The organism is Providencia sp. wls1916, assembly GCF_009706585.1.
Classification (GTDB): Bacteria; Pseudomonadota; Gammaproteobacteria; order Enterobacterales; family Enterobacteriaceae; genus Providencia; species Providencia lanzhouensis.
In genome coordinates this window covers 175,765-195,110 of record NZ_WLUL01000023.1, presented here as the reverse complement: position 1 = coordinate 195,110, position 19,346 = coordinate 175,765, and the positions used below count along the sequence as shown (strand labels likewise).

The following is a 19,346-nucleotide window of genomic DNA, read 5'->3' as shown; positions in this document are numbered from 1 at the left end:
CGCATTCCTCGTTATTCATTGGGAACAACATGAGCCAGTTGTTCACAAGCGGTTTGATAATCACAACGTTCATCAATATCTTGCTGTAAAAACTTCGACATTCTTGGGTAATACTGAATTGCGGTATCGAGCATTGGGTCGCTGCCCATGGCATAAGCGCCGACGTTAATCAGGTCACGGTTGCGTTGATAGCTGGATGTGAGCTGTTTAAAGCGCTGGATCTTGCGATAATGTTCTTTAGCGATAAGCTCCGTCATTGCACGGCTAATGGACGCCTCAATATCAATGGCAGGGTAGTGTCCAGATTCTGCCAATGAGCGCGACAGAACAATGTGCCCATCTAAAATAGCGCGAGCGGAGTCGGCAATCGGGTCTTGTTGGTCATCCCCTTCGGTCAATACAGTATAAAAGGCTGTAATCGAACCGCCGTTTTTACCATTACCAGCACGCTCAACCAATGCAGGTAATTTTGCAAACACGGACGGTGGATAGCCTTTGGTTGCCGGAGGTTCACCGACAGCAAGCGCGATTTCACGCTGTGCCATGCTGTAGCGTGTGAGTGAATCCATGATAAGCAATACGCTTTTACCTTGATCACGGAAATATTCTGCGATGCGGGTAGCGTAAGATGCCCCTTGCATTCTCAGTAACGGTGAAACATCAGCCGGCGCAGCGACGACAACGGCACGGCGTAACCCTTCAGCACCTAAGATATTTTCAATAAAGTCTTTAACTTCGCGCCCACGCTCACCGATCAATCCAACGACAATAATGTCCGCTTGAGTGAAACGCGCCATCATGCCGAGTAATACGCTTTTACCGACGCCAGAGCCTGCAAACAGCCCCATACGTTGACCGCGGCCGACAGTTAACAGCGAGTTAATCGCTCGTACGCCCACATCTAAAATATCGTGAATTGGTGTACGCTCTAGCGGGTTGATGGATGGTGTGATTAGCGGCGCCCGTTGTTTGGTTTCCAGTGGTCCTTTGCCATCTAATGGAGTGCCTTGGGCATCTAATACGCGCCCAAGTAATTCATTGCCGAGTGGCAGCAGGCGACTCGTTTGTCCGTCTTCTCCCGAAGTTTGCGCATACACGCGCGCCCCCGGGGAAATACCTTCGAGGTCGGAGAGCGGCATCAACAACATGCGAGGGCCGTTAAAGCCAACCACTTCGCAGACAACTTCGTCAGTGCCACCATTAATAATGCGTTCGATATAGCAGGTGGCGCCTAAAGGCATCTTAATGCCTTCGGCTTCCATCACGAGACCTGTAATTTTGGTCAAACGTCCATAGCGGCGTACCATCGGAATGCCTTTCATGCGTGACTCTAAGTCATCAAGAGACGCTATCCAACGGCCGAGTCTCGCAGTCATGACAAGCTCTCCGGTGCATACAGGCGGCATAATTCTTGCCAGCGAGTGGCTACGGTCATATCAATTTCACCATCTTCAGCGACCACGCGACAGCCACCCATATGCAGGCTTGGGTCGGCGACTAAGCGCCAGCCATTCAAGTCTAACAATGAGCCTAAGTGTTGTTCGATAAGCGCCACATGATTCGGGTTCACATGCAGTTCAGGCTGGCTCGCAAATATTGGTTTTTGTTGCATTAAATGGCTAATTTCTTCTAATAGCGCGGTACCATCGCACACAGTAGATTGCCCCAACACTTGCTTCGCGGCAGTTAGCGCGATTTGCAGTAATTTGGTGGTAACGACGGTGTCAAAAGTATCCAGCGAATAGTGAAATTCTGATAACAGTTTCTGCCATGTTTCAATCACCGGTTGCTGAAGGGCGAGGGCTTGCTCGCTCCCTTGCTGCTCACCAGAACGTAAGCCTTCCGTAAAACCAGCTTGATAACCTTCTTTTTGACCTTTTTCAAAGCCTTGTTGAAAGCCCGTTTTCTGGGCATCCTCTTTGATGTTATCCAGCAAGTTGATCTGCTCGAGCACTTCTTTTGGCTCTAAGCAAGGGACTTTCGGCGTGTTTGGCTCAGGAACGTCATTCAACGGCGGAATAGCCGATGAATTCAGATCCCATTGATTAAGTTCCCGTAACTGCCAAGGCTGCCACTGCTGATTATTTTTGGATGTATTAGACATACACGTCGTCTCCACCACCAATCGCGATTTCGCCTTTCTCCATTAAGCGGCGAACAATCATCAGAATAGCCTTCTGCTCGGTTTCCACTTGTGACATACGGACTGGTGCTCGAGATTCCAGGTCGTCGCGAACAATCTCGGCTGCACGCGCTGCCATATTGTTGAGGAAATGGTCGCGTAGAGCTTGGTTGCTGCCTTTGAGGGCAATAACCAGCGAGTCGGTAGACACGTCTTGCAGAATGCGCTGAATACTGCGGTTGTCCACTTCGATAAGGTTTTCGAATAGGAACATTTCGTCGATAATGCGTTGAGCCAGCTCACCATCATAATCACGCATGGCATCGATAACGCTTTCTTCTTGCTGATTTTTCATCAGGTTGATAATTTCTGCCGCGGTTCTTATGCCACCCATTTTGCTGCGTTTGAGGTTCTGACCGTCTAGCAGGTTGTTCAGAACTTCGGTCAGCTCAGCTAATGCGGCTGGCTGAACACCACCAAATGTTGCGATACGCAGCATAATGTCGTTACGCTGACGCTCTTCGAACAGTTCTAAAACATCGGCCGCTAAGTTGCGTTTTAAGTGAACCAAGATTGTGGCGATGATTTGTGGATGCTCGTCGCGAATAATATCGGCAACCGTTTGTGGCTCCATATAGTTGAGGCTTTCGATACCCGAGGTGGTCTCTTGCTTCTCGAAAATATCTTCCAACAGGCTGGCAGCACGTTCTTCCCCAAGGGCTTTGACCAACACCGAACGCAGATAGTCGTTGGTGTTGATATTTAAGGCGGCAAACTGAATTGCCGACTCTTCAAACTCGGTGAGCACTTCCGCCAGTTCGTTGTTGGAGATTTGGCGCATGTTGGACACCGCCATACTCAATTGCTGAACTTCTTTGGGATTCAGGTGCTTAAACACTTCAGCTGCCTGATCTTCGCCGAGTGTCATCAACATCACGGCGCTTTTTTCTGTTCCAGTTAAATTCATTGGGATTTTCCTAACCACTGACGGATAACCATTGCCACAACTTGTGGGTCTTTCTCTGCCATTTCACGAATACGCTGGCTTTGAATTTCAGCACTAACACGTTGGCGAGTAAGACGGCGACGGGTTTTCTCGTCCATATCTTCACTAATTTCTTCTTCCACCACGAACGGCGCTTTAACTTGAGATGCATTGGCAATGGACATTTCAGCATCAATTTGCGCTTGTTGGGTTTTGCGATATTTCACCCACTGAGGTTTGATACCAAAGCGCCACATAAACCACGCAATCAACGCAATCAGCAAGATTTTGCCGTAATCTAAAGCTTGACCAATCACCTGTGGGTTATTCAATAACGATGGCTCTTCAACCACTGGCGTATCGTCAGTAAATAAGGAGTTAGTGATATTGATGGAGTCGCCACGCTGCGCAGAATAGCCCATCGCTTCACGGGTTAATGCATCAATTTGCTGTAACATTTCCGGTGGGAGCGGCTTCATTTCTGGACCTTTCTCACCTTCTTGGGATTGGTAATTGACGATCACCGCAACAGACAGTCGGTCAACGACACCAATTTGGCGCTGTGTGTGACTGATTTTGCGATCCACTTCGTAGTTTGTGGTTTCATCACGCTGAGTATTGAGAGTACCATTACGGGTATTCCCTGCGGTTTTTCCATCGGTGCTTTCTTTATTAGCATCAATCGGTGCGCTTGGTGCACTAACAGGTTGATTAGATAAGGCACCCGGTACGCCACTTGGACCGCCATTACTGTTTTGTAGGCTTTCGCTATTCTGGCGAGAACGTACCGCAGCGGCATCAGGAGTTTGATTTGGTTTGTACTCTTCAGAAGTCTGCTCAACTTTTGAAAAATCCATTTGCGCGGTGACTTGCGCGTGAATATTGGCACGACCGACTAATGGCGACAGAATATCTTCAATGCGCTCTTTAAGATGAGCCTCCATCTCTTTGGTTATTTTGATTTGTGCGCTATTGGCAGATTGTTGGCTGTTGTCGTTGTTGGTCAGCAGGCGACCCGTTTGATCGACAATGATCACGTTGGCGGCAGTTAAGCCGGTCACGCTGCTGGAAACCATGTGAACGATAGCGCTGATTTGCCCTTCATCCAACATTCTGCCTGGCAATAAACCGACAGTGACCGAGGCGGTCGGCAGTTTTTGTTCACGGACAAATAAGGTTGGTTTAGGGATAGCCAAATGGACTCGGGCGCTTTGAACGGGGCTGAGGGATTCGATGGTACGAGACAGCTCGCCTTCAAGGGCGCGCTGATAGTTGATTTGCTCACTAAATTGGCTGATACCAAATTGTTCTTTATCAAGCAGTTCAAAACCGGTATTGCCACCTTTCGGTAAACCTGATTGCGCCAGTTTCAAACGTAATTCATGGACTTTATCAGCAGGCACAAGAATAGCGCTGCCATTATCCGCGATTTGATAAGGGACGTTCATCTGGGTCAATTGACCGACAATATCGCCACCATCTTTTGCACTCAGATTACTCAGTAGCACACGGTAGTCAGGGCTACGAAACCAGAGGAGCAGGGCGACAATAATAGATATCGCAGCAGCACCGGCAATAATTAATGGTATTTTAGGGTCGGCTTTGATGCTTTCGATCAGTGAGGCAAAACCTTTTTTGGCCTCCCCCGTATCTTTAGATGCGGTACTCATAAATATTCCCTGCTATGCAAACTAAACGGATGAATATACGTTTGGTGAAACAATCTTATTTCCCTCTTCGTAACCTCATTTTTTTACGCTGCTATTATTTATTGTCTTGATGCAATCTAATGACGGAATCAGCCTATAATTTTGGTGTTATTTATCGGCTTCAAGTAAAAAACGGTGTGGTAGGGTAGGCAAACTAAAATTCGTGACGGCAATTTTTTGCTCAACTTATCGACTAACCGAAGAGAACAGAATGACGATTCAAGCGATTGAAGGGGTGGTTTCCCAATTAAATGTGGTGGCAACTCAAGCGGCACATAATACCAAACCCGTTGTAGAGCCGGTGGGTTTTGCCGATCATTTAGTGGCATCCGTGAACCAAATCAATGAAACCCGTGTACAATCTGCACAGAAAGTGCAAGATTTTACCCTCGGTAAGCCGGATGTTTCATTAAATGATGTGATGGTCGATATGCAAAAAGCCAGCTTGAGCCTACAAATGGGCATTCAGGTGCGTAATAAGCTGGTAGCAGCGTATCAAGAGATCATGTCAATGCCAGTGTGATTATCATTCTTTAATATTTATGTATTGATACGAAACGCAGGCAATGCCTGCGTTTTTTATTTGTTTTTAAATTGCGAAGTAAGCATCAATAAATAAGTTAATCTATTATTATTTCTTTTTGTCATTTTTAATATAACTATTTCTTACTCATGTAGGGTGAATGGGTAATACACTAAACTAGTGTTTATTTTATGAGTTCAATAATAATGGGTATGTTATGAATGATAATGATATTAGTGAAAATCACGGGCGAGATAATATTATCAATAAAAAGGAGTACGAAAGTGTTATTAAAAAAGGTGCGTTCTTTATATTAAATAGTAGCGGTGAAACTATTAATTCTATTGTTGTTAGTTATTATTCAGGATTGAAAGGTAATAAATCGACACAACGAATTGATAAGCTAGAGCATTTGGAAATGGCTGAGTTTGGATGTGAATTTACATACACGATAATGGCATGGAGTCATACGGATTATTGGGATGTTGATTTCAAAATGTCAACAGGAAAAACTATATCTTATAGAAAACAAGCCTGTAATATACGACATTGGGATAATGGCATTGTGATTATTAATATAGCAAAAGATTTTAGGTTGTTTATAAAATTCTCAAATTCAGGTGGTTGCCATAATTAATTTTTTAATAAAAATTGGAGGCAAATGGATAACGTAATAGAAAAATCACTTGCAACTAACCATACTGGTTATTTCTATGTGATGAACTGCTCTTTGCAGGAGCTAAAATCTGTTAGTGTCACGCACTCTACAGACTATCCTCATAGTATGCTTAATATTACTGCTGATTACAGTAACCTAAAAAATATGAGCACAACTAAATTAGGACATTCATTTCCATATGAGACCGGTTTTTTATCTCATTTTGATTACTGGACTGTTGAAATAGAAACAGCATCTGGGTACAAATATAAAACTAATGACTATTTTCTTTGTAATTTAAATTTCGATGATGATGGTTTTGTGTATATGGCTATTCTTCCAGATTTATCAGTTCATACTATTTTTTCTTATTCATCAGGGTGTGTAAATCATTTAAAAAATAACTTCACAAAATAGGATTTATATCATGAAGAAAAAAATAATTTTATTAGTCTGTGTGTTGTCTTCAAGTTTTTCAATGGCAAATCAGAATATTATAAATAAGGCATTTTCAGATAATTGTAATGCCTACCTCAACAAAGAAAAAAGAATTTCTACTATTACATTAGGTGAGCAAGATGTATTTAATAAAAGGGCTTTTTTTACAATAACTCTACGTGATGGAGATGCGGATACAAAGGAAATATCTATATTGGAATCGGTTGGGAACGAGTATGGTAGAGCAATGTTCCAGCTGATGAATACTGCATATTTATCAAATTCAAATATTAAAATAACCAGCTGTTCATCAAATAAAATCAGTGCAGCATCAATATCCTATAAATAAAATGTAAATTGTTTTGATAGTAAGAGGGTAATTATTACCCTCATTTTTATAAGTCGCTTAGATATTTCTGATTAAAAATAGGTTTACGTTATACATCAGGAAGTTCTATCCAGTTTTTTGACTAGCCAGAGACCACTTTGCTTCATGGCGTAGCCAAATAAAACGCCGACAATAAGTGACGGGATAGTCAATTGCCAATTTCCTTGTGCTGCAAAGGTTGCGCAGGCACCAATAAAGGTTCCTGGAATATAGGCAAGCCACGATTTTTGGGCTTGAAAACACATGACAAAAGCGATAACTGTGGTCACAAAGTAGCCTGCAAAATTAGGCAGATCATGGGTGAATTTATCGCTATGAATAATAACTAATCCCCAAACAACACCACTTAACGCTGTTAATGCTGTCACCAGCAAACCCTTCACACCATCTTTCGGATAGGCAAAATAAGCGGTACATCCTAAAAATCCAGCCCAACTAATCAAGCCAAATACATCAGCAACCCATGCCCATAACCCAGAAAGAATAGCAGTCGTTAATGACAGAGAAAAAAGTAGTTTCACAATGATGACTTTATAAATAAGAATTTGAGAAAGCAGAGCATTGTATAGAGGGATTTTAATTGTTGCAATTAAATGATGGATAATCAGCACAGAGAAAAGACATAATGTATGAGTTAAAAGTGAGAACGGTGAATTAAATTCAATTTTGGAAAATTGAATAGGGATATTGATGATTAATCGTTAAATAAAAATTAGCATCAATTTACATTGATGCTAATAAATATGGCGAGAAGAATAAAGATAGTTATTGGTTAAAGATTACCAACCGTAAGCAATACCTGCACCGAGAACGGCTCTATCCGAGTTATTCCAGGAAATAGAGCTACGCAGATTTAAGTTTTGCTTAACTTGATACTGAGCTCCAGCTGCGATGGCGTTACCATTTTTAAAATTACCTAAGCCTAATCCGGCGCTAAAACGTGTGTTGGTGGTGTAAGGAATATTGGTCATTGCAGCAACTGAAGCAATACCGGCATTTGCATCACGAGCTGTTTGGTGGATTTTATTTTCCATTTGGTCAACTCGGGTATTTATTTGATTGAACTGCTGTGTTTGAAGTTTTTCTTGTTTGTCGAGTTTATCAAAACGGTCGATATTAAGCATTTGTTGATTACGTAAAATTAAATCAGCATGAGCTTTACTATTTTTTTCTGCATCTTCAATTAATTGGCTTGTAATTAGATCACTTTCTCTAATGTCTTTATCGAGCTTTTCTATGGCAATATTCAGTTGTTTGGTATCTGTTTCATGTTTTTTGTTTGTGTCATCAATTAATAAAGTTGTAATAGCTTCACTTCTAAAAACTTCATCATCAACATATTTTTTATTCTTCATGTCACTATCATCAAAGTTTTTTTCTAAATCAGATAAAGAGCTTTGTAATTTCTTAATGGAATTTCCTTTTTCAGCTATGTTTTTTTCTTGATTATTATTTTCTTGGCTTAAATCATTAATAGACATGTTTAATAAATTAATTGCATGATTATTATCTTCGATTTTATTCTCTAAATGGGCAAGGTTACTCTTTGGGGCTCTGGATAGAGGATTTGCTGATATTGATGAGTTAGTTAAAGTAATAGGGGGCAAGCTAGCAGGTTCTTTTTCTTTTAATGAGGATAATTTTTTAATTAATGGTGATGATGTTTCGATTGCATACGCTAGAACATCAACAACAGGCGCCATGCTTTCGGCTATCTCAGTATATTTATTAATATTATCATTAAGTTTTTTATCATTTTCGAACTCAAGAGTGGTTCTATTATCCTCATATCGGTGCTCAGGGTAATCATAAGGGGCATTTATAGCATCTTGATAGTTATTAGCTATTGCGAATGACTGAGTAGATAATGAAGAAATTATAGCTATACTAACAGCACTTAATAGTTTTTTTTTCATAACGAAATATCCATATAACGTAAAAGGAATAAATATCGAGATTTATATAAGTCGATACTTATGTTCGGGAGAGAATAATAAGAGATATGTTTTGGTGGGTAAAATCTGTTTTTTAATTTAATTGGTTCGGGAAAATCGTGTTGGATTAAGATTAGTACAATAGAATTGATGATGGGAATGAAGTGTAATTCTGGGATGCTTTAAAGTAATTTAAAAATTAATCTTTATCAAGCTAATAACTGAGAAATAGGGGAATATTAAATACATTCCCCAATCATGGTATAAGCTATTTCTTCACTTTATGGACGATATCAAAATATTTGGTTTTATCATCCTGTGATGGGTAAATTCGGTAAGTATATTCTTCCGGTGTCACGGTCACGTTTTCAACTACACGAGTAAACAGGACTTCACCTTTGTCATCTTTTGCAGTTAATGAGCGGGTTTTACCATCTTCGCTGAATGACCAATCACCCTGCATTTTTGGCGCACCCTCAAGGGTTAGCATCTTAAAAGTACCATCTGGGTAATACTCTGCAAGCCCAAAGAAGTTTGCCACTTGTTTATCTGTTGCTGGCACGTCTTTTTTATCTTGATCGACAGCTTGAGTGGTTACCCAGACTTTATCAATCATAATCTCTTCATAGGCATTGGCTTTTTTTGCGCTAACAGCTTGCTTTGCAACAGGCGCCGTTGAGTTAGCTTGAGCTGTAAAAGCAGTAGTTGTAGACATCACAATCAGGGCGGCAATAATCGGTTTTAATTTCATAAGAACTCCATTTATTAAGATTAGAAATGTGAGTAACAAAATCGAACAGGTCTTCATCATTAATTAAACAGCGAGCAAAGCAAAGGTAAGAATTATGATTAAGTATTAAAAACGTAAGCTTATGTTGGGTTATGTATTCAAAGAAAAGAGGCTCCAGCAAACAAAACTCGGCTTATCCCATGTGATTTTTCTGTTAAAAACAGTATTAAATAGAAAGTCGAAATAAAATTATAGCTAAGCTATCTAATCAGTGTTAATTCAGATTTATATTTTGGTCGGTTTACCATGAAAAATTTACAAATACTTGTTTATACGGATTGTCTGATTTCAATCAAATACGTTGGATTTTGCCTGTAGAAAGGGGTTATACGGAGAATTTTCTGGTGATTTCAGATGTATTTTGTCTTAGATCATGTTATTTTTCTGTGAAATTTTCATCTCCAAGCCACTTTGCCATTTTTTGCATCTTTTGTGGGCAAAAAAAGGGCGATACTTTAACTTATAGGTTTAAGTAAAAACAAATGGGCTTGAGTAAAAGTAATTGAATCAACAGGATTTTAGCTATGGCAGTAAGAGAAATTATTGAAATTCCAGATGAAAGATTGCGTATTCAGTGCAGTCCTGTTACGGATTTCGCATCAGTACAAACATTGGTCGATGATTTAATTGAAACCATGTACAGCACTGATAACGGTATCGGGCTAGCGGCAACGCAAATCGCCGAAACCAAAGCCATTATGGTGATTGATATTTCGGAAGAGCGTAATCAGCCAATGGTATTTATCAACCCACAAATTATTGAGAGCGAAGGGGAGACGAGCTATCAAGAGGGTTGTTTATCCGTACCGGATGTTTACGCAGATGTGCCACGCTTTTTGCGTGTGAAGGTGAAGGCGTTTGACCGTGACGGCAAGGAGTTTGTTGTCGACAGTGACGAGTTTTTAGCGATTGTCATGCAACATGAAATTGACCATTTAAACGGTAAAGTGTTCATCGACCACTTATCCACGTTAAAGCGCAATATGTTGTTGAAAAAGCTCAAAAAGCAGCAAAGATTAAAACAGCAGTAAGTTCCCATCTATTTTACGGCTTCCCGAGACCCAACAAGTGTGATTCGGGGAGCTGCTATTGTGTTCTTGGTGCCAATTGAGTTGTCCTATTAAGTTAAGCGTCAGGTTAACTGCCTGACACTTTACCGTTTACTCGAGAGGTTTAATAACCCTTGGAGCATCGGGTTGATCAAATTGGCCGTAGCTATTATTCAATACCTTTTGTTGGTCGAGCTGTTTGATTTCTTTACTTAAAAAATTCAAATGATTTTGTAAGTGTTCTTTTGTCACTCGTTCGTTTTCAATGATCTGGTGTAGTAACTGCACAAAGTCGTCAGTAATAGGTTGTTCCTGCTCATATTCTTGAGTCAGAGCCGTTAAATTCTCAACGGCAAGGACATATTCAGTTTCTCGGGAGATTAATGACTCCCATTCCCCTGATTGTGCGAGCGAAACTAAGTTTTCACTTAATATTAAGACATTACGATATATTTCAAGTAAATAGAGAGGATTTTTATTGTCCACCTGGTTATCTTTCATCCACATTTGCACCGATTTGTTGCCATGCAGAGGCGATATCGGAGAGTAATTGGTAAACTTCTTGGACATAAGTCACGTTGTTTTCTATGTTGGCGCGGAGCAATTGCCGCGTCATGTATTCATACAAACTTGCTAAATTTTCAGCAAGTTCGCCACCAGCCTCGTAATTTAGCGATTGTTTTAATCCCGTGTCAATGATGTCGATTGCTTTTGAGATTTCTTTACCCTTTTCAGCAATGTTTCCCTGCTCCATAAAAATTTCCCCCCGTTTAAGGGCACTTAAGGCCCCTTTAAACAGGATTTGGATCAGTTGATACGGGGTCGCATTGGCGATTTCACTCTCCAAACTGACCTGCTGATAGGCTTGATTAGCTTTACGTTGATACATGCGGTTAACCTAAAAGTCTGCCTAATGAATTAGTCGTACTATTTAATGAACTCATCATCTTATCGAGGTTTTGGAATTGACGACGATAGATATCCATGGTGTTTTCAATTTGTTTATTGGTTTGCTCGATACGTTTATCGATGCTTTTCTTTTTCTTCTGCACGCCATCTGTGGCGTTATGCAGCGTACCTTCTTTGCTATCTAAGGTATCCTTTAAGAAATTAAAGTTTTCGGTAGCAAATCCAGTTTTTTCACCGTCGCCGGCAAAGAAAACTTTTACGCTTGATGGGTTATCTTTTAGGGCAGCATCGAGTTTTTTATTGTCGATTTCTAACGTACCGTCCAGTTTTTGTTTAATCCCCATTTTATTCAGCAGGTTTAATTCGCCGCTATCTTGTGGACTACGCACTTGGGTACGTAAGGTGCTTTGAATTGCACGTAAGGTGGAATCGCCAATTAATGGTCCATTGGTTTTATCCGGTGCAGTACCTTTTTCGGTTGGGGTATATTTAGTGAGCTCTTTGGCTAAGGTTTGGAATTCATTATAGGCATCCACCCACGCTTTAATTTTGCCTTTAGCCGGTTCAATATCTTCAGAGATAATTAAATGTTCTGATTTACCATCTTCACTCTCTTTCTTTAAAGACAGAGTTAAACCAGGAAATAAGTCTTTGGCTTCGTTGGTTTGTGATTCAAGATCAAAACCGTCGATAGTTAATAGTGCATTTTGTGGTGGAACTTTCTGATCCATACCCGTAGTAGCATCAGTGTTTAATGTCACTTTGCCATTTGTATCAATTTCAGATTGAACGTTTAACATGGCGGCTAAATTACTATCACCTTCCACATTGATGCTAATTCGGTTATCGGTTCCGGCTTTTTTCGAAGTAACCACTAAGTGGTATTGATTGTCTTTATCTTTAATAACGGAAGCTGAAACGCCTTTATCGGTTTTATTAATGGCGTCCGCAATTTCGATTAATGAAGTATGTTCATTATCGAGTTTGATAACAATTTTATCTTTATCTTCTTTTTGTGAAGGCTGGGTAATGGTAATTGTGCGCTCTGCTGCGCCGTTACCTAATAATTTTTTATTATCATCAACACCTTTTGTTGCAATAGTTTGTGCTTTTGCCAGTTGATTGACTTTAACATCATGTACACCCGCAATAGCCTTACCATCAGTTTTTACATCAAAGGCTTTATATTCACCACTCACTTTAGTGGTGCTGATATCTTGATATTTTTTGAGATCTTCCGCCGCTTTTTTCAGTTTTTCTAATGAAGATTGCATTTTACCAAATGCACTGATTTGCGCATCATAGCTGGCTTTCTGTTGTGTTAGTGGGTCGAGACGGCGCCTTTCCATTGCCTCTAATTGATCCATTTGCACATTTAAGTCTAAGTTAGCCCCGATACCGAGTGTGGATATGCCTGCCATAAATCTCTCCTGAATATAAACCCTGAAAATAAATTCGTATTTAGTCCTTTATCGGCGAATTGGGGAAAAATATTAGACTATTCTGCGAAATAATAATGGAAGGAGTTAAACCGTAAAAAGCAGGTAATTAGGCTTATTGAATAAAAATGATAAGGATACTAACCATAATCGAAGAGTTTAATAAAAAATTTAGTGTGAAAAAAGCTGATTCCAGCGCGCTTTTGCCAATAGGCGTGAAAAATTTTTATAAAAATGGCTAAAGGGGTTTTGGGCGCCGCCGATAATGTATTTGCTGACAAAATTTCTTAACAGAATACTCGTCATACTTCACGCTGTATCGGTGTTGGCTGCACTCAGTCACCCTAGTCACATACTTCAGTATGCTCCTAGGGATACCTTCGCTGGCCGCCTAGATACAGCCTGAATTATTTAGAGTATTAACACTGTAATATATTGAATAATAAAGGACATACATTATGGCACAGGTCATTAACACTAACATTCTGTCTCTGACTACTCAGAACAACTTAAACCGTTCACAAGGCGTACTGGGTACTGCGATTGAGCGTTTATCTTCCGGTTCACGTATCAACAGCGCAAAAGATGACGCTGCTGGCCAAGCAATCGCTAACCGTTTCACTGCAAACGTTAAAGGTTTAACTCAAGCAGCACGTAACGCAAACGACGGTATCTCTATCGCACAAACCGCTGAAGGTGCAGTTAACGAAATCAACGATAACTTACAACGTGTTCGTGAACTGACTGTTCAAGCACAAAACGGCACTAACTCTAAGAGCGACATCGAGTCTATCAATAAAGAAGTTCAAGCTCGTATGGAAGAGATCAACCGTATCTCTGAACAAACTCAGTTTAACGGCGTAAAAGTATTAACTAAAGACACTAGCATGAGTGTTCAAGTGGGTACTAACGATAAAGAAACTATCTCTATCGGTCTGAAAAAAGTAGACAGCGAAACTTTAGGTTTAACTGGTTTTGATGCAAGTTCTGGTAAAACAATGGGTAAAGAAATTTCTTTATCTGACTTTGATGCAATGAAGGGCCCTGGTGGTCAAGCTGTTGGTGCTGGTAATACAGATACTGCTTTAAAAGCAATGACCTTTGATACAGATGGCGCGACTGGTGTTAAATTTACCGACGCGAAAGTATATCAAAAATTAGATGCTAACGGCGAAGCGGATGGCAAGAAAGTCTATATCGTAGGTAAAGGTGATGACGGTAAAGAGCATACCGTAGAAACAACTTACGCTGTTGCTGATGGCACAACACCTGCAACTGACCCTGCAAAAATTACATTTACTAACGGCAGCACCGCGATGACTGAAAAAGAGTTATCAGTGTTCAAACCATTAGATACTTTAGACAAAGCATTAGCGCAAGTTGATAGCTTCCGTTCAGACTTAGGTGCTATCCAAAACCGTCTGCAATCTACTATCAACAATCTGAACAACTCTGTTAACAACCTGAGCGCAGCACGTAGCCGTATCCAAGATGCTGACTTCGCTACAGAAGTTTCTAACATGAGCCGTGGTCAGATCCTGCAACAAGCAGGTACTGCAGTGTTAGCGCAAGCTAACCAAGTTCCACAAGGTGTGTTAAGCCTGTTACGTTAATTCGTGATTGGTTAATGATATTGAAGGCCAGCAATGCTGGCCTTTTTCATGCCCGTCATACTTCGCGCCGCAGCGTTGTTGGCTGCACTAAATTACCCTAGTCACATACTTCAGTATGCTCCTAGGGATAATTCAGCTTGCCGCCTAGCTGCAACGCGAATTATTTAGGGCGCGCTTTGGCATTGTTAAGGTCAAAACAAAGATCAAAAACAAGGTCAAAGGCAAGGCCAAAAGCAAAAGCAAAAAATAGAATCAAAAAATATTGGGCTCCATCAAATTTATTTAGGATAAAAAGAATAACGGCTGATTTAGTGCCTTACTCTGCGGATTGAAATTACGCGTAACACAGATAATGGCTACCTTTAGTTAAAACTTGAAGGGTGATTCAGGTTGTGAGTGATTTATATACTGCCGAAGGTGTCATTAATAAAAATAGCCTATGGGAGCGTTATTACCCTCTAATACGCCATGAAGCCCTAAAACTGCAAGTCCGACTTCCTGCCAGCGTTGATATCGATGACCTAATCCAAGCGGGGGGCATCGGTTTACTCCACGCATTAGAACGTTTCGATGCCTCATTAGGTGCCTCTTTTGCCACTTACGCTGTGCAGCGGATCCGCGGATCCATGCTCGATGAACTGCGTAGCCGTGACTGGGTTCCTCGTAGCGTACGTCGCCAAGCGCGAGAAATGACCAAAGCCATTGGTGAACTTGAGCAAAGCCTTGGGCGCAGTGCGACGGAGCCAGAAATTGCCAAAGCGCTGGATATCGATTTGGCGGAATATCGCCAAGTGCTGCTAGATACCAACAATAGCCAACTGTTCTCTTACGATGAATGGCACGAAGTGCACGGGGAAAGCTGCGAACCTTCAATGGATGAAGACGATGGCGGCAACCCACTGAGTTTACTGATGGAATCCAGCCTAAAAGATCAAATCGTGGCGGCGATAGAGCAATTGCCTGAGCGCGAAAAAATGGTGCTGACGCTGTATTACCAAGAAGAACTGAATTTGAAAGAGATTGGTGCGGTGCTGGAGGTGGGGGAGTCGAGAGTGAGTCAGCTTCACAGTCAGGCCATCAAACGGTTGCGCTCTAAGCTGAGGACTTAAATGCTCGTCATACTTCACGCTGTGACTGTGTTGGCTTCATAAGCTAACCCTAGTCACATACTTGTGTATGCTCCCAGGGCTTAGCGTATTCGCCGCCTTATCACAACGCGAATTATTTAGAGCTATGTTTGGGGAAGGTCAAGGGAAAAACCAAAACTAAAGCTAAAACCAAATTATTTAGAGCATTGGGGGAGTCGTAATAAAGGACAAAACCAAATCAAAAACAAGGACGAAATTAAGAAAAAATAAAAACTAGCTTTTCATTTTGTCTAGAAAGCTTTTGGCGGAGATATGCCAGGTGTTGGGGCAGGGATTGAAGCCGAGTTTGGGGTAGGTGTTTTGGGAGTCGGGGGTGGAGCGAAAAATTAAATGACACTCGGGGGGAAGCTCCTCGGCGGTGAGGCGCAGCAAATGCTTACCGACACCTTGGTGAAGATACTGAGTATCTACCGCAATTTCAGAGATATAGCAGCAAAAACTAAAATCCGTGATCGCGCGAGCGAAACCCACCACCTGCTCATCCACCCAAGCACTGATCAACAAATCCGCATTATTTAACATCGAATCCAGCAATGCGACATCGTCAGTGGGCACAAACGTATCCAGTGGGGATTGCTTCAATAAATTCAAAAAATCATCCACCGAAATCGAATGGTTCACTTTATATGTAATGTGGCTATTCACTGGCTCCATGTCATTCCCTCATAAATAAAAACGCTAATATAGTTTTAGCTCGAAATCATGAAAATTGCCTGTTTTTCTTTGTGTTTTTGCGTGATGACATTGCGCTATTTGATGAAGAGTAATGAAAGCAATAGATAAAAATGCAGAAATAATCACTATGGGTATTAATGAGTATTCAAACAATTGATTTTATGATTAATTAATTCCAACTATTTAATAAATAACAATATTTAAAAATCAATAATGGATTTTATACACCAATGGGTTGTAAGTGAATATAATGCCAAATTATGCATTTACAGTAGGTATCCATATGTTCAAAAAGGTTATTGTTGTCTTTTTTCTTGTTTTCTGTGCTCCTTTTGGCTTTGCCACCGACTTGTCATTTAAAGAAAAATCACCCGTTGATCGCCTATATCATGAAAACTACCAAGGAGTGGACTCACTGCGGGAAGAGCAGAAGTTCAAATTTGACCCTAAATTAAAAATTGCTCAGCAAGATCGTAGCTACCAATCGCTACTCGAACAACGGGATGAAGATGAAAAGTCCTTGCTCAATCACATCCGCCCTTGTGATATCAACCCAACGGCAGCAGGCTGTCCGGGGCATTTATCGTGGATGAACAACCCGCGCGAGCTTCAATCCATGCTAGAGCAAAAATATCAGAATGAATAATTAGTATTCCCCGTGTTGCAAACAAAAGGCGCTTTTTGAGCGCCTTTTATATTGTTTAAATAATCAGCTCCGTATCAATTTCCTTCGGGAAAGGTCAATGTTGCTCCCGGTGCTTCGCGGCTTAAATGAATAAAATTCAAATGCTTCTCATACTGGTCAAGAATATCGCTGATCACCTGCTCTTTGGTGTAGTCCATTAAATCGTTAGCTTGGGTGCCTTCCCACAAGTAAGTTTCAAGGCGGTAATAGTGGGATTTACCGGAACGAGCGCGGTAGGTAAAGCTTGGCACCGTGTAGCGGCGTGGCCAAATTTGATAGATAAAACTTTGCTCTTCTTCTAAATCGACCACTAACTCTAAATGGTTAAGTCGCTCTTCTTCGGCAAGAGGATAGATCGCAAATTCCACCTTCGCGCCACGCAATTCCAATTCTTTAGCTACATCTTGCATCGCAGGAATACAGACTAAATCTAACATCCGTTGGGTATAGGTGGTGCCCGGGAAATTCATCACGCGTCCCAGACGTTGTTTCCACTTAATGGGCTCATTACCATACAGCGGCGCAGGGGCATTGGTATTAATGGCACTGACGCGGCGATAATCTTCAAACCGCAATGACTTATACAGCCCTGCCATAATAAAGAAGATCACAAAACTAAACGGCAACCCCATAATCACGGTGGTGTTTTGCAGGGCGGGCACTCCATCGGTCATTAACATCCCGAGAGTGAGTAAACCAATGGCTACTGACCAAAAAATTCGCAGCCAATTAGGAGAATCGTGATTAATATCGCTCAGTTTTGAGGTGAAATTCCCCAGCACTAATGAGCCAGAATCCGCGGACGTCACGTAAAATAGTAACCCTGTAATGGTGGCAACGGAGGCGGTTAATCCAAACCCCGGATATAACTCGAGTAGGGAATAAAACCCTTTTTCGGGGGCCTCTAATACCGTTTCAGCCAACGCTTTGTTGCCATGAATAATTTCATACAGAGCGCTATTACCAAAGATAGAGAGCCAAAGTAGTGTGAAGACAAAAGGGATGATTAGTGTGCCAATCACAAACTGGCGAATGGTGCGACCACGGGAAATTCGTGCCAAAAACAGCCCAACAAAAGGCGACCATGCTACCCACCATGCCCAGAAAAATAGCGTCCAGCTATTCATCCAGTTAGTCGGTCTATCAAACGCAAAACTGTTCAAGGTCATCCCCATAAAACGGTTCACATAATCCCCGACGTTGAGTACTAGCGCATTGAGCAGAAATTCCGTATCCCCCACAAAGAGGATAAACAGGATCAGTCCTAATGCCAGCAGTACGTTGAGTTCCGAGAGAATACGTATCCCTTTATTGACCCCCGATGTGGCGGAAATGACCGCCATGATTACCGAAAGGAAAATCAGCCCGCCTTGCACCGTTAGCCCTTGGGGAAGGTCAAACAGCACTTTTAGCCCGTAATTGAGCTGAACCACGCCAATACCGAGGGTGGTGGCGATACCGAAAATCGTCCCGAGCACGGCGGCAATATCGACGGTATGACCAATCGGTCCGTTAATTCGATTACCAAAAATCGGATATAGGGCAGAACGGATGGTTAATGGCAAATTATATCGATAACTAAAGTAACCGAGCGCAATGCCCATCAAGGCGTACATTGACCAGCCCGTGAGTCCATAGTGAAACAGTGTCCACACCATCGACTGACGAGCCGCTTCAAGGGTTTCGCCTTCACCTGTTGGCGGTAACATATATTGAGTGACCGGTTCAGCCACCGAGAAAAACATCAAATCAATGCCGATCCCCGCGGCAAACAGCATCGCTGACCAGCTGAGCAAACTAAATTCCGGTTTGGATTGTTCTGGTCCCAGTTTGATGTTCCCAAAGCGCGAGGTGGCGATAAAAATCACAAAAACGATATACAAGGTGGCGGCAAGTAAGTAATACCAGCCGAAGGTTTTTGACACCCAACCCAGTGTTGCAACAATCCATTTATTTGCGGTGTCAGTCATCAGGATGGTGAAAAAAGAAAACGCCAGTATTAAGGCGGCGGAGGTAAAAAAAACAACGTGATTAAGTTGGTCTTTCTGCCCATTTTTTGGACTTTTTGAATTTGTCATTGGCAGTTCCACAGTTTTATCTGGATGAAAATTTAAAATTAGATTATTTACTAATGCATTGAATTATTAGTAAATATTTAAAATTTCACGGGTATCTCCTCGAGTTATTTGTAAATGAATTGTTGTAAACAATAGTTAATATTGATTGAACATTCAATTAAAAAATCGTTTAATGAATGGGTTCAATGGTCTTATTAGGTCTT

20 protein-coding genes are annotated in these 19,346 nt (G+C 41.4%); 8 read left to right on the top strand and 12 right to left on the bottom strand.

The window, feature by feature from the left end; genetic code table 11:
- Window positions 1-11: 11 nt before the first annotated feature.
- The 4 genes from fliI to fliF are packed head-to-tail and all read right to left on the bottom strand — an operon-like array spanning window position 12 to window position 4,777.
- Window positions 12-1,376: a flagellar protein export ATPase FliI gene (gene fliI / locus GKR61_RS17225; protein ID WP_036951385.1), complete on the bottom strand. Its 1,365-nt coding sequence runs from the start codon at window positions 1,374-1,376 to the stop codon at window positions 12-14.
- Window positions 1,373-2,104, bottom strand: coding sequence for a flagellar assembly protein FliH (gene fliH, locus GKR61_RS17220; RefSeq protein ID WP_036951383.1), 732 nt, complete (start codon window positions 2,102-2,104; stop codon window positions 1,373-1,375). Before fliH ends, fliI begins: the two co-directional genes overlap by 4 nt.
- On the bottom strand, window positions 2,097-3,089 hold the full coding sequence (gene fliG / locus GKR61_RS17215) for a flagellar motor switch protein FliG (protein WP_006657530.1): 993 nt from the start codon (window positions 3,087-3,089) through the stop codon (window positions 2,097-2,099). The genes fliH and fliG overlap by 8 nt, the downstream gene beginning before the upstream one ends.
- Window positions 3,086-4,777, bottom strand: a complete 1,692-nt coding sequence (fliF, locus tag GKR61_RS17210; RefSeq protein WP_154639917.1) for a flagellar basal-body MS-ring/collar protein FliF — start codon at window positions 4,775-4,777, stop codon at window positions 3,086-3,088. Before fliF ends, fliG begins: the two co-directional genes overlap by 4 nt.
- Window positions 4,778-5,027: 250 nt before the next feature.
- On the opposite strand from fliF, the gene fliE reads away from it, so the two are divergent.
- The 4 genes from fliE (at window position 5,028) to GKR61_RS17190 (ending at window position 6,784) form a co-directional block, all read left to right on the top strand.
- Entirely contained in the window at window positions 5,028-5,339 is a 312-nt protein-coding gene (fliE, locus tag GKR61_RS17205; protein WP_036951378.1) for a flagellar hook-basal body complex protein FliE, read from the top strand.
- Window positions 5,340-5,556: 217 nt separating this feature from the next.
- Entirely contained in the window at window positions 5,557-5,976 is a 420-nt protein-coding gene (locus GKR61_RS17200; RefSeq protein ID WP_154637410.1) for a hypothetical protein, read from the top strand.
- Between the two features lie 24 nt (window positions 5,977-6,000).
- Window positions 6,001-6,414, top strand: a complete 414-nt coding sequence (locus tag GKR61_RS17195) for a hypothetical protein (RefSeq protein ID WP_036951373.1) — start codon at window positions 6,001-6,003, stop codon at window positions 6,412-6,414.
- A gap of 10 nt (window positions 6,415-6,424) precedes the next feature.
- Entirely contained in the window at window positions 6,425-6,784 is a 360-nt protein-coding gene (locus GKR61_RS17190) for a hypothetical protein (RefSeq protein WP_154600292.1), read from the top strand.
- Window positions 6,785-6,879: 95 nt separating this feature from the next.
- On the opposite strand, the gene GKR61_RS17185 is transcribed toward GKR61_RS17190, so the two are convergent.
- The 3 genes from GKR61_RS17185 to GKR61_RS17175 all read right to left on the bottom strand — a co-directional run bounded on the left by GKR61_RS17185 (window position 6,880) and on the right by GKR61_RS17175 (window position 9,508).
- On the bottom strand, window positions 6,880-7,344 hold the full coding sequence (locus GKR61_RS17185; protein ID WP_270103941.1) for a DUF1097 domain-containing protein: 465 nt from the start codon (window positions 7,342-7,344) through the stop codon (window positions 6,880-6,882).
- A gap of 258 nt (window positions 7,345-7,602) precedes the next feature.
- Window positions 7,603-8,739 (bottom strand): YadA C-terminal domain-containing protein, encoded by a 1,137-nt coding sequence (locus tag GKR61_RS17785; RefSeq protein ID WP_230083177.1) that lies wholly within the window; start codon window positions 8,737-8,739, stop codon window positions 7,603-7,605.
- A 286-nt stretch (window positions 8,740-9,025) separates the two neighbouring features.
- A complete protein-coding gene (locus tag GKR61_RS17175; RefSeq protein ID WP_154600291.1) occupies window positions 9,026-9,508 on the bottom strand; it encodes a DUF4822 domain-containing protein in 483 nt (160 codons plus the stop codon).
- A gap of 563 nt (window positions 9,509-10,071) precedes the next feature.
- Here GKR61_RS17175 and def point away from each other — a divergent pair.
- A complete protein-coding gene (def, locus tag GKR61_RS17170) occupies window positions 10,072-10,578 on the top strand; it encodes a peptide deformylase (protein ID WP_036951367.1) in 507 nt (168 codons plus the stop codon).
- A 129-nt stretch (window positions 10,579-10,707) separates the two neighbouring features.
- Here def and fliT read toward each other — a convergent pair whose 3' ends face one another.
- The 3 genes from fliT to fliD are packed head-to-tail and all read right to left on the bottom strand — an operon-like array spanning window position 10,708 to window position 12,926.
- Window positions 10,708-11,097: a flagellar protein FliT gene (fliT, locus tag GKR61_RS17165; protein WP_036951364.1), complete on the bottom strand. Its 390-nt coding sequence runs from the start codon at window positions 11,095-11,097 to the stop codon at window positions 10,708-10,710.
- Window positions 11,087-11,485, bottom strand: a complete 399-nt coding sequence (gene fliS, locus GKR61_RS17160) for a flagellar export chaperone FliS (protein ID WP_006657543.1) — start codon at window positions 11,483-11,485, stop codon at window positions 11,087-11,089. The genes fliT and fliS overlap by 11 nt, the downstream gene beginning before the upstream one ends.
- Before the next feature lie 4 nt (window positions 11,486-11,489).
- The gene (gene fliD / locus GKR61_RS17155) at window positions 11,490-12,926 is read right to left on the bottom strand and encodes a flagellar filament capping protein FliD (RefSeq protein ID WP_154600290.1); all 1,437 of its coding nucleotides are present in this window, start codon (window positions 12,924-12,926) and stop codon (window positions 11,490-11,492) included.
- 476 nt (window positions 12,927-13,402) lie between these two features.
- On the opposite strand from fliD, the gene GKR61_RS17150 reads away from it, so the two are divergent.
- Window positions 13,403-14,557, top strand: coding sequence for a FliC/FljB family flagellin (locus GKR61_RS17150; RefSeq protein WP_108479067.1), 1,155 nt, complete (start codon window positions 13,403-13,405; stop codon window positions 14,555-14,557).
- Between the two features lie 392 nt (window positions 14,558-14,949).
- Window positions 14,950-15,666 carry an RNA polymerase sigma factor FliA gene (locus GKR61_RS17145; RefSeq protein WP_036951358.1) on the top strand — a complete coding sequence of 239 codons (717 nt, stop codon included), beginning with the start codon at window positions 14,950-14,952 and terminating at the stop codon, window positions 15,664-15,666.
- Between the two features lie 252 nt (window positions 15,667-15,918).
- Here the strand turns inward: GKR61_RS17145 and GKR61_RS17140 are convergent, their stop codons facing one another.
- Complete coding sequence (locus GKR61_RS17140) at window positions 15,919-16,359, bottom strand: GNAT family N-acetyltransferase (protein ID WP_036951356.1); 441 nt, start codon at window positions 16,357-16,359, stop codon at window positions 15,919-15,921.
- 304 nt (window positions 16,360-16,663) lie between these two features.
- Between GKR61_RS17140 and GKR61_RS18000 the strand changes: the two genes are divergently transcribed.
- Window positions 16,664-17,026 carry a hypothetical protein gene (locus tag GKR61_RS18000; protein ID WP_230083176.1) on the top strand — a complete coding sequence of 121 codons (363 nt, stop codon included), beginning with the start codon at window positions 16,664-16,666 and terminating at the stop codon, window positions 17,024-17,026.
- Between the two features lie 74 nt (window positions 17,027-17,100).
- Here GKR61_RS18000 and GKR61_RS17130 read toward each other — a convergent pair whose 3' ends face one another.
- On the bottom strand, window positions 17,101-19,143 hold the full coding sequence (locus tag GKR61_RS17130; protein WP_154600288.1) for a choline transporter: 2,043 nt from the start codon (window positions 19,141-19,143) through the stop codon (window positions 17,101-17,103).
- Between the last annotated feature and the right edge of the window lie 203 nt (window positions 19,144-19,346).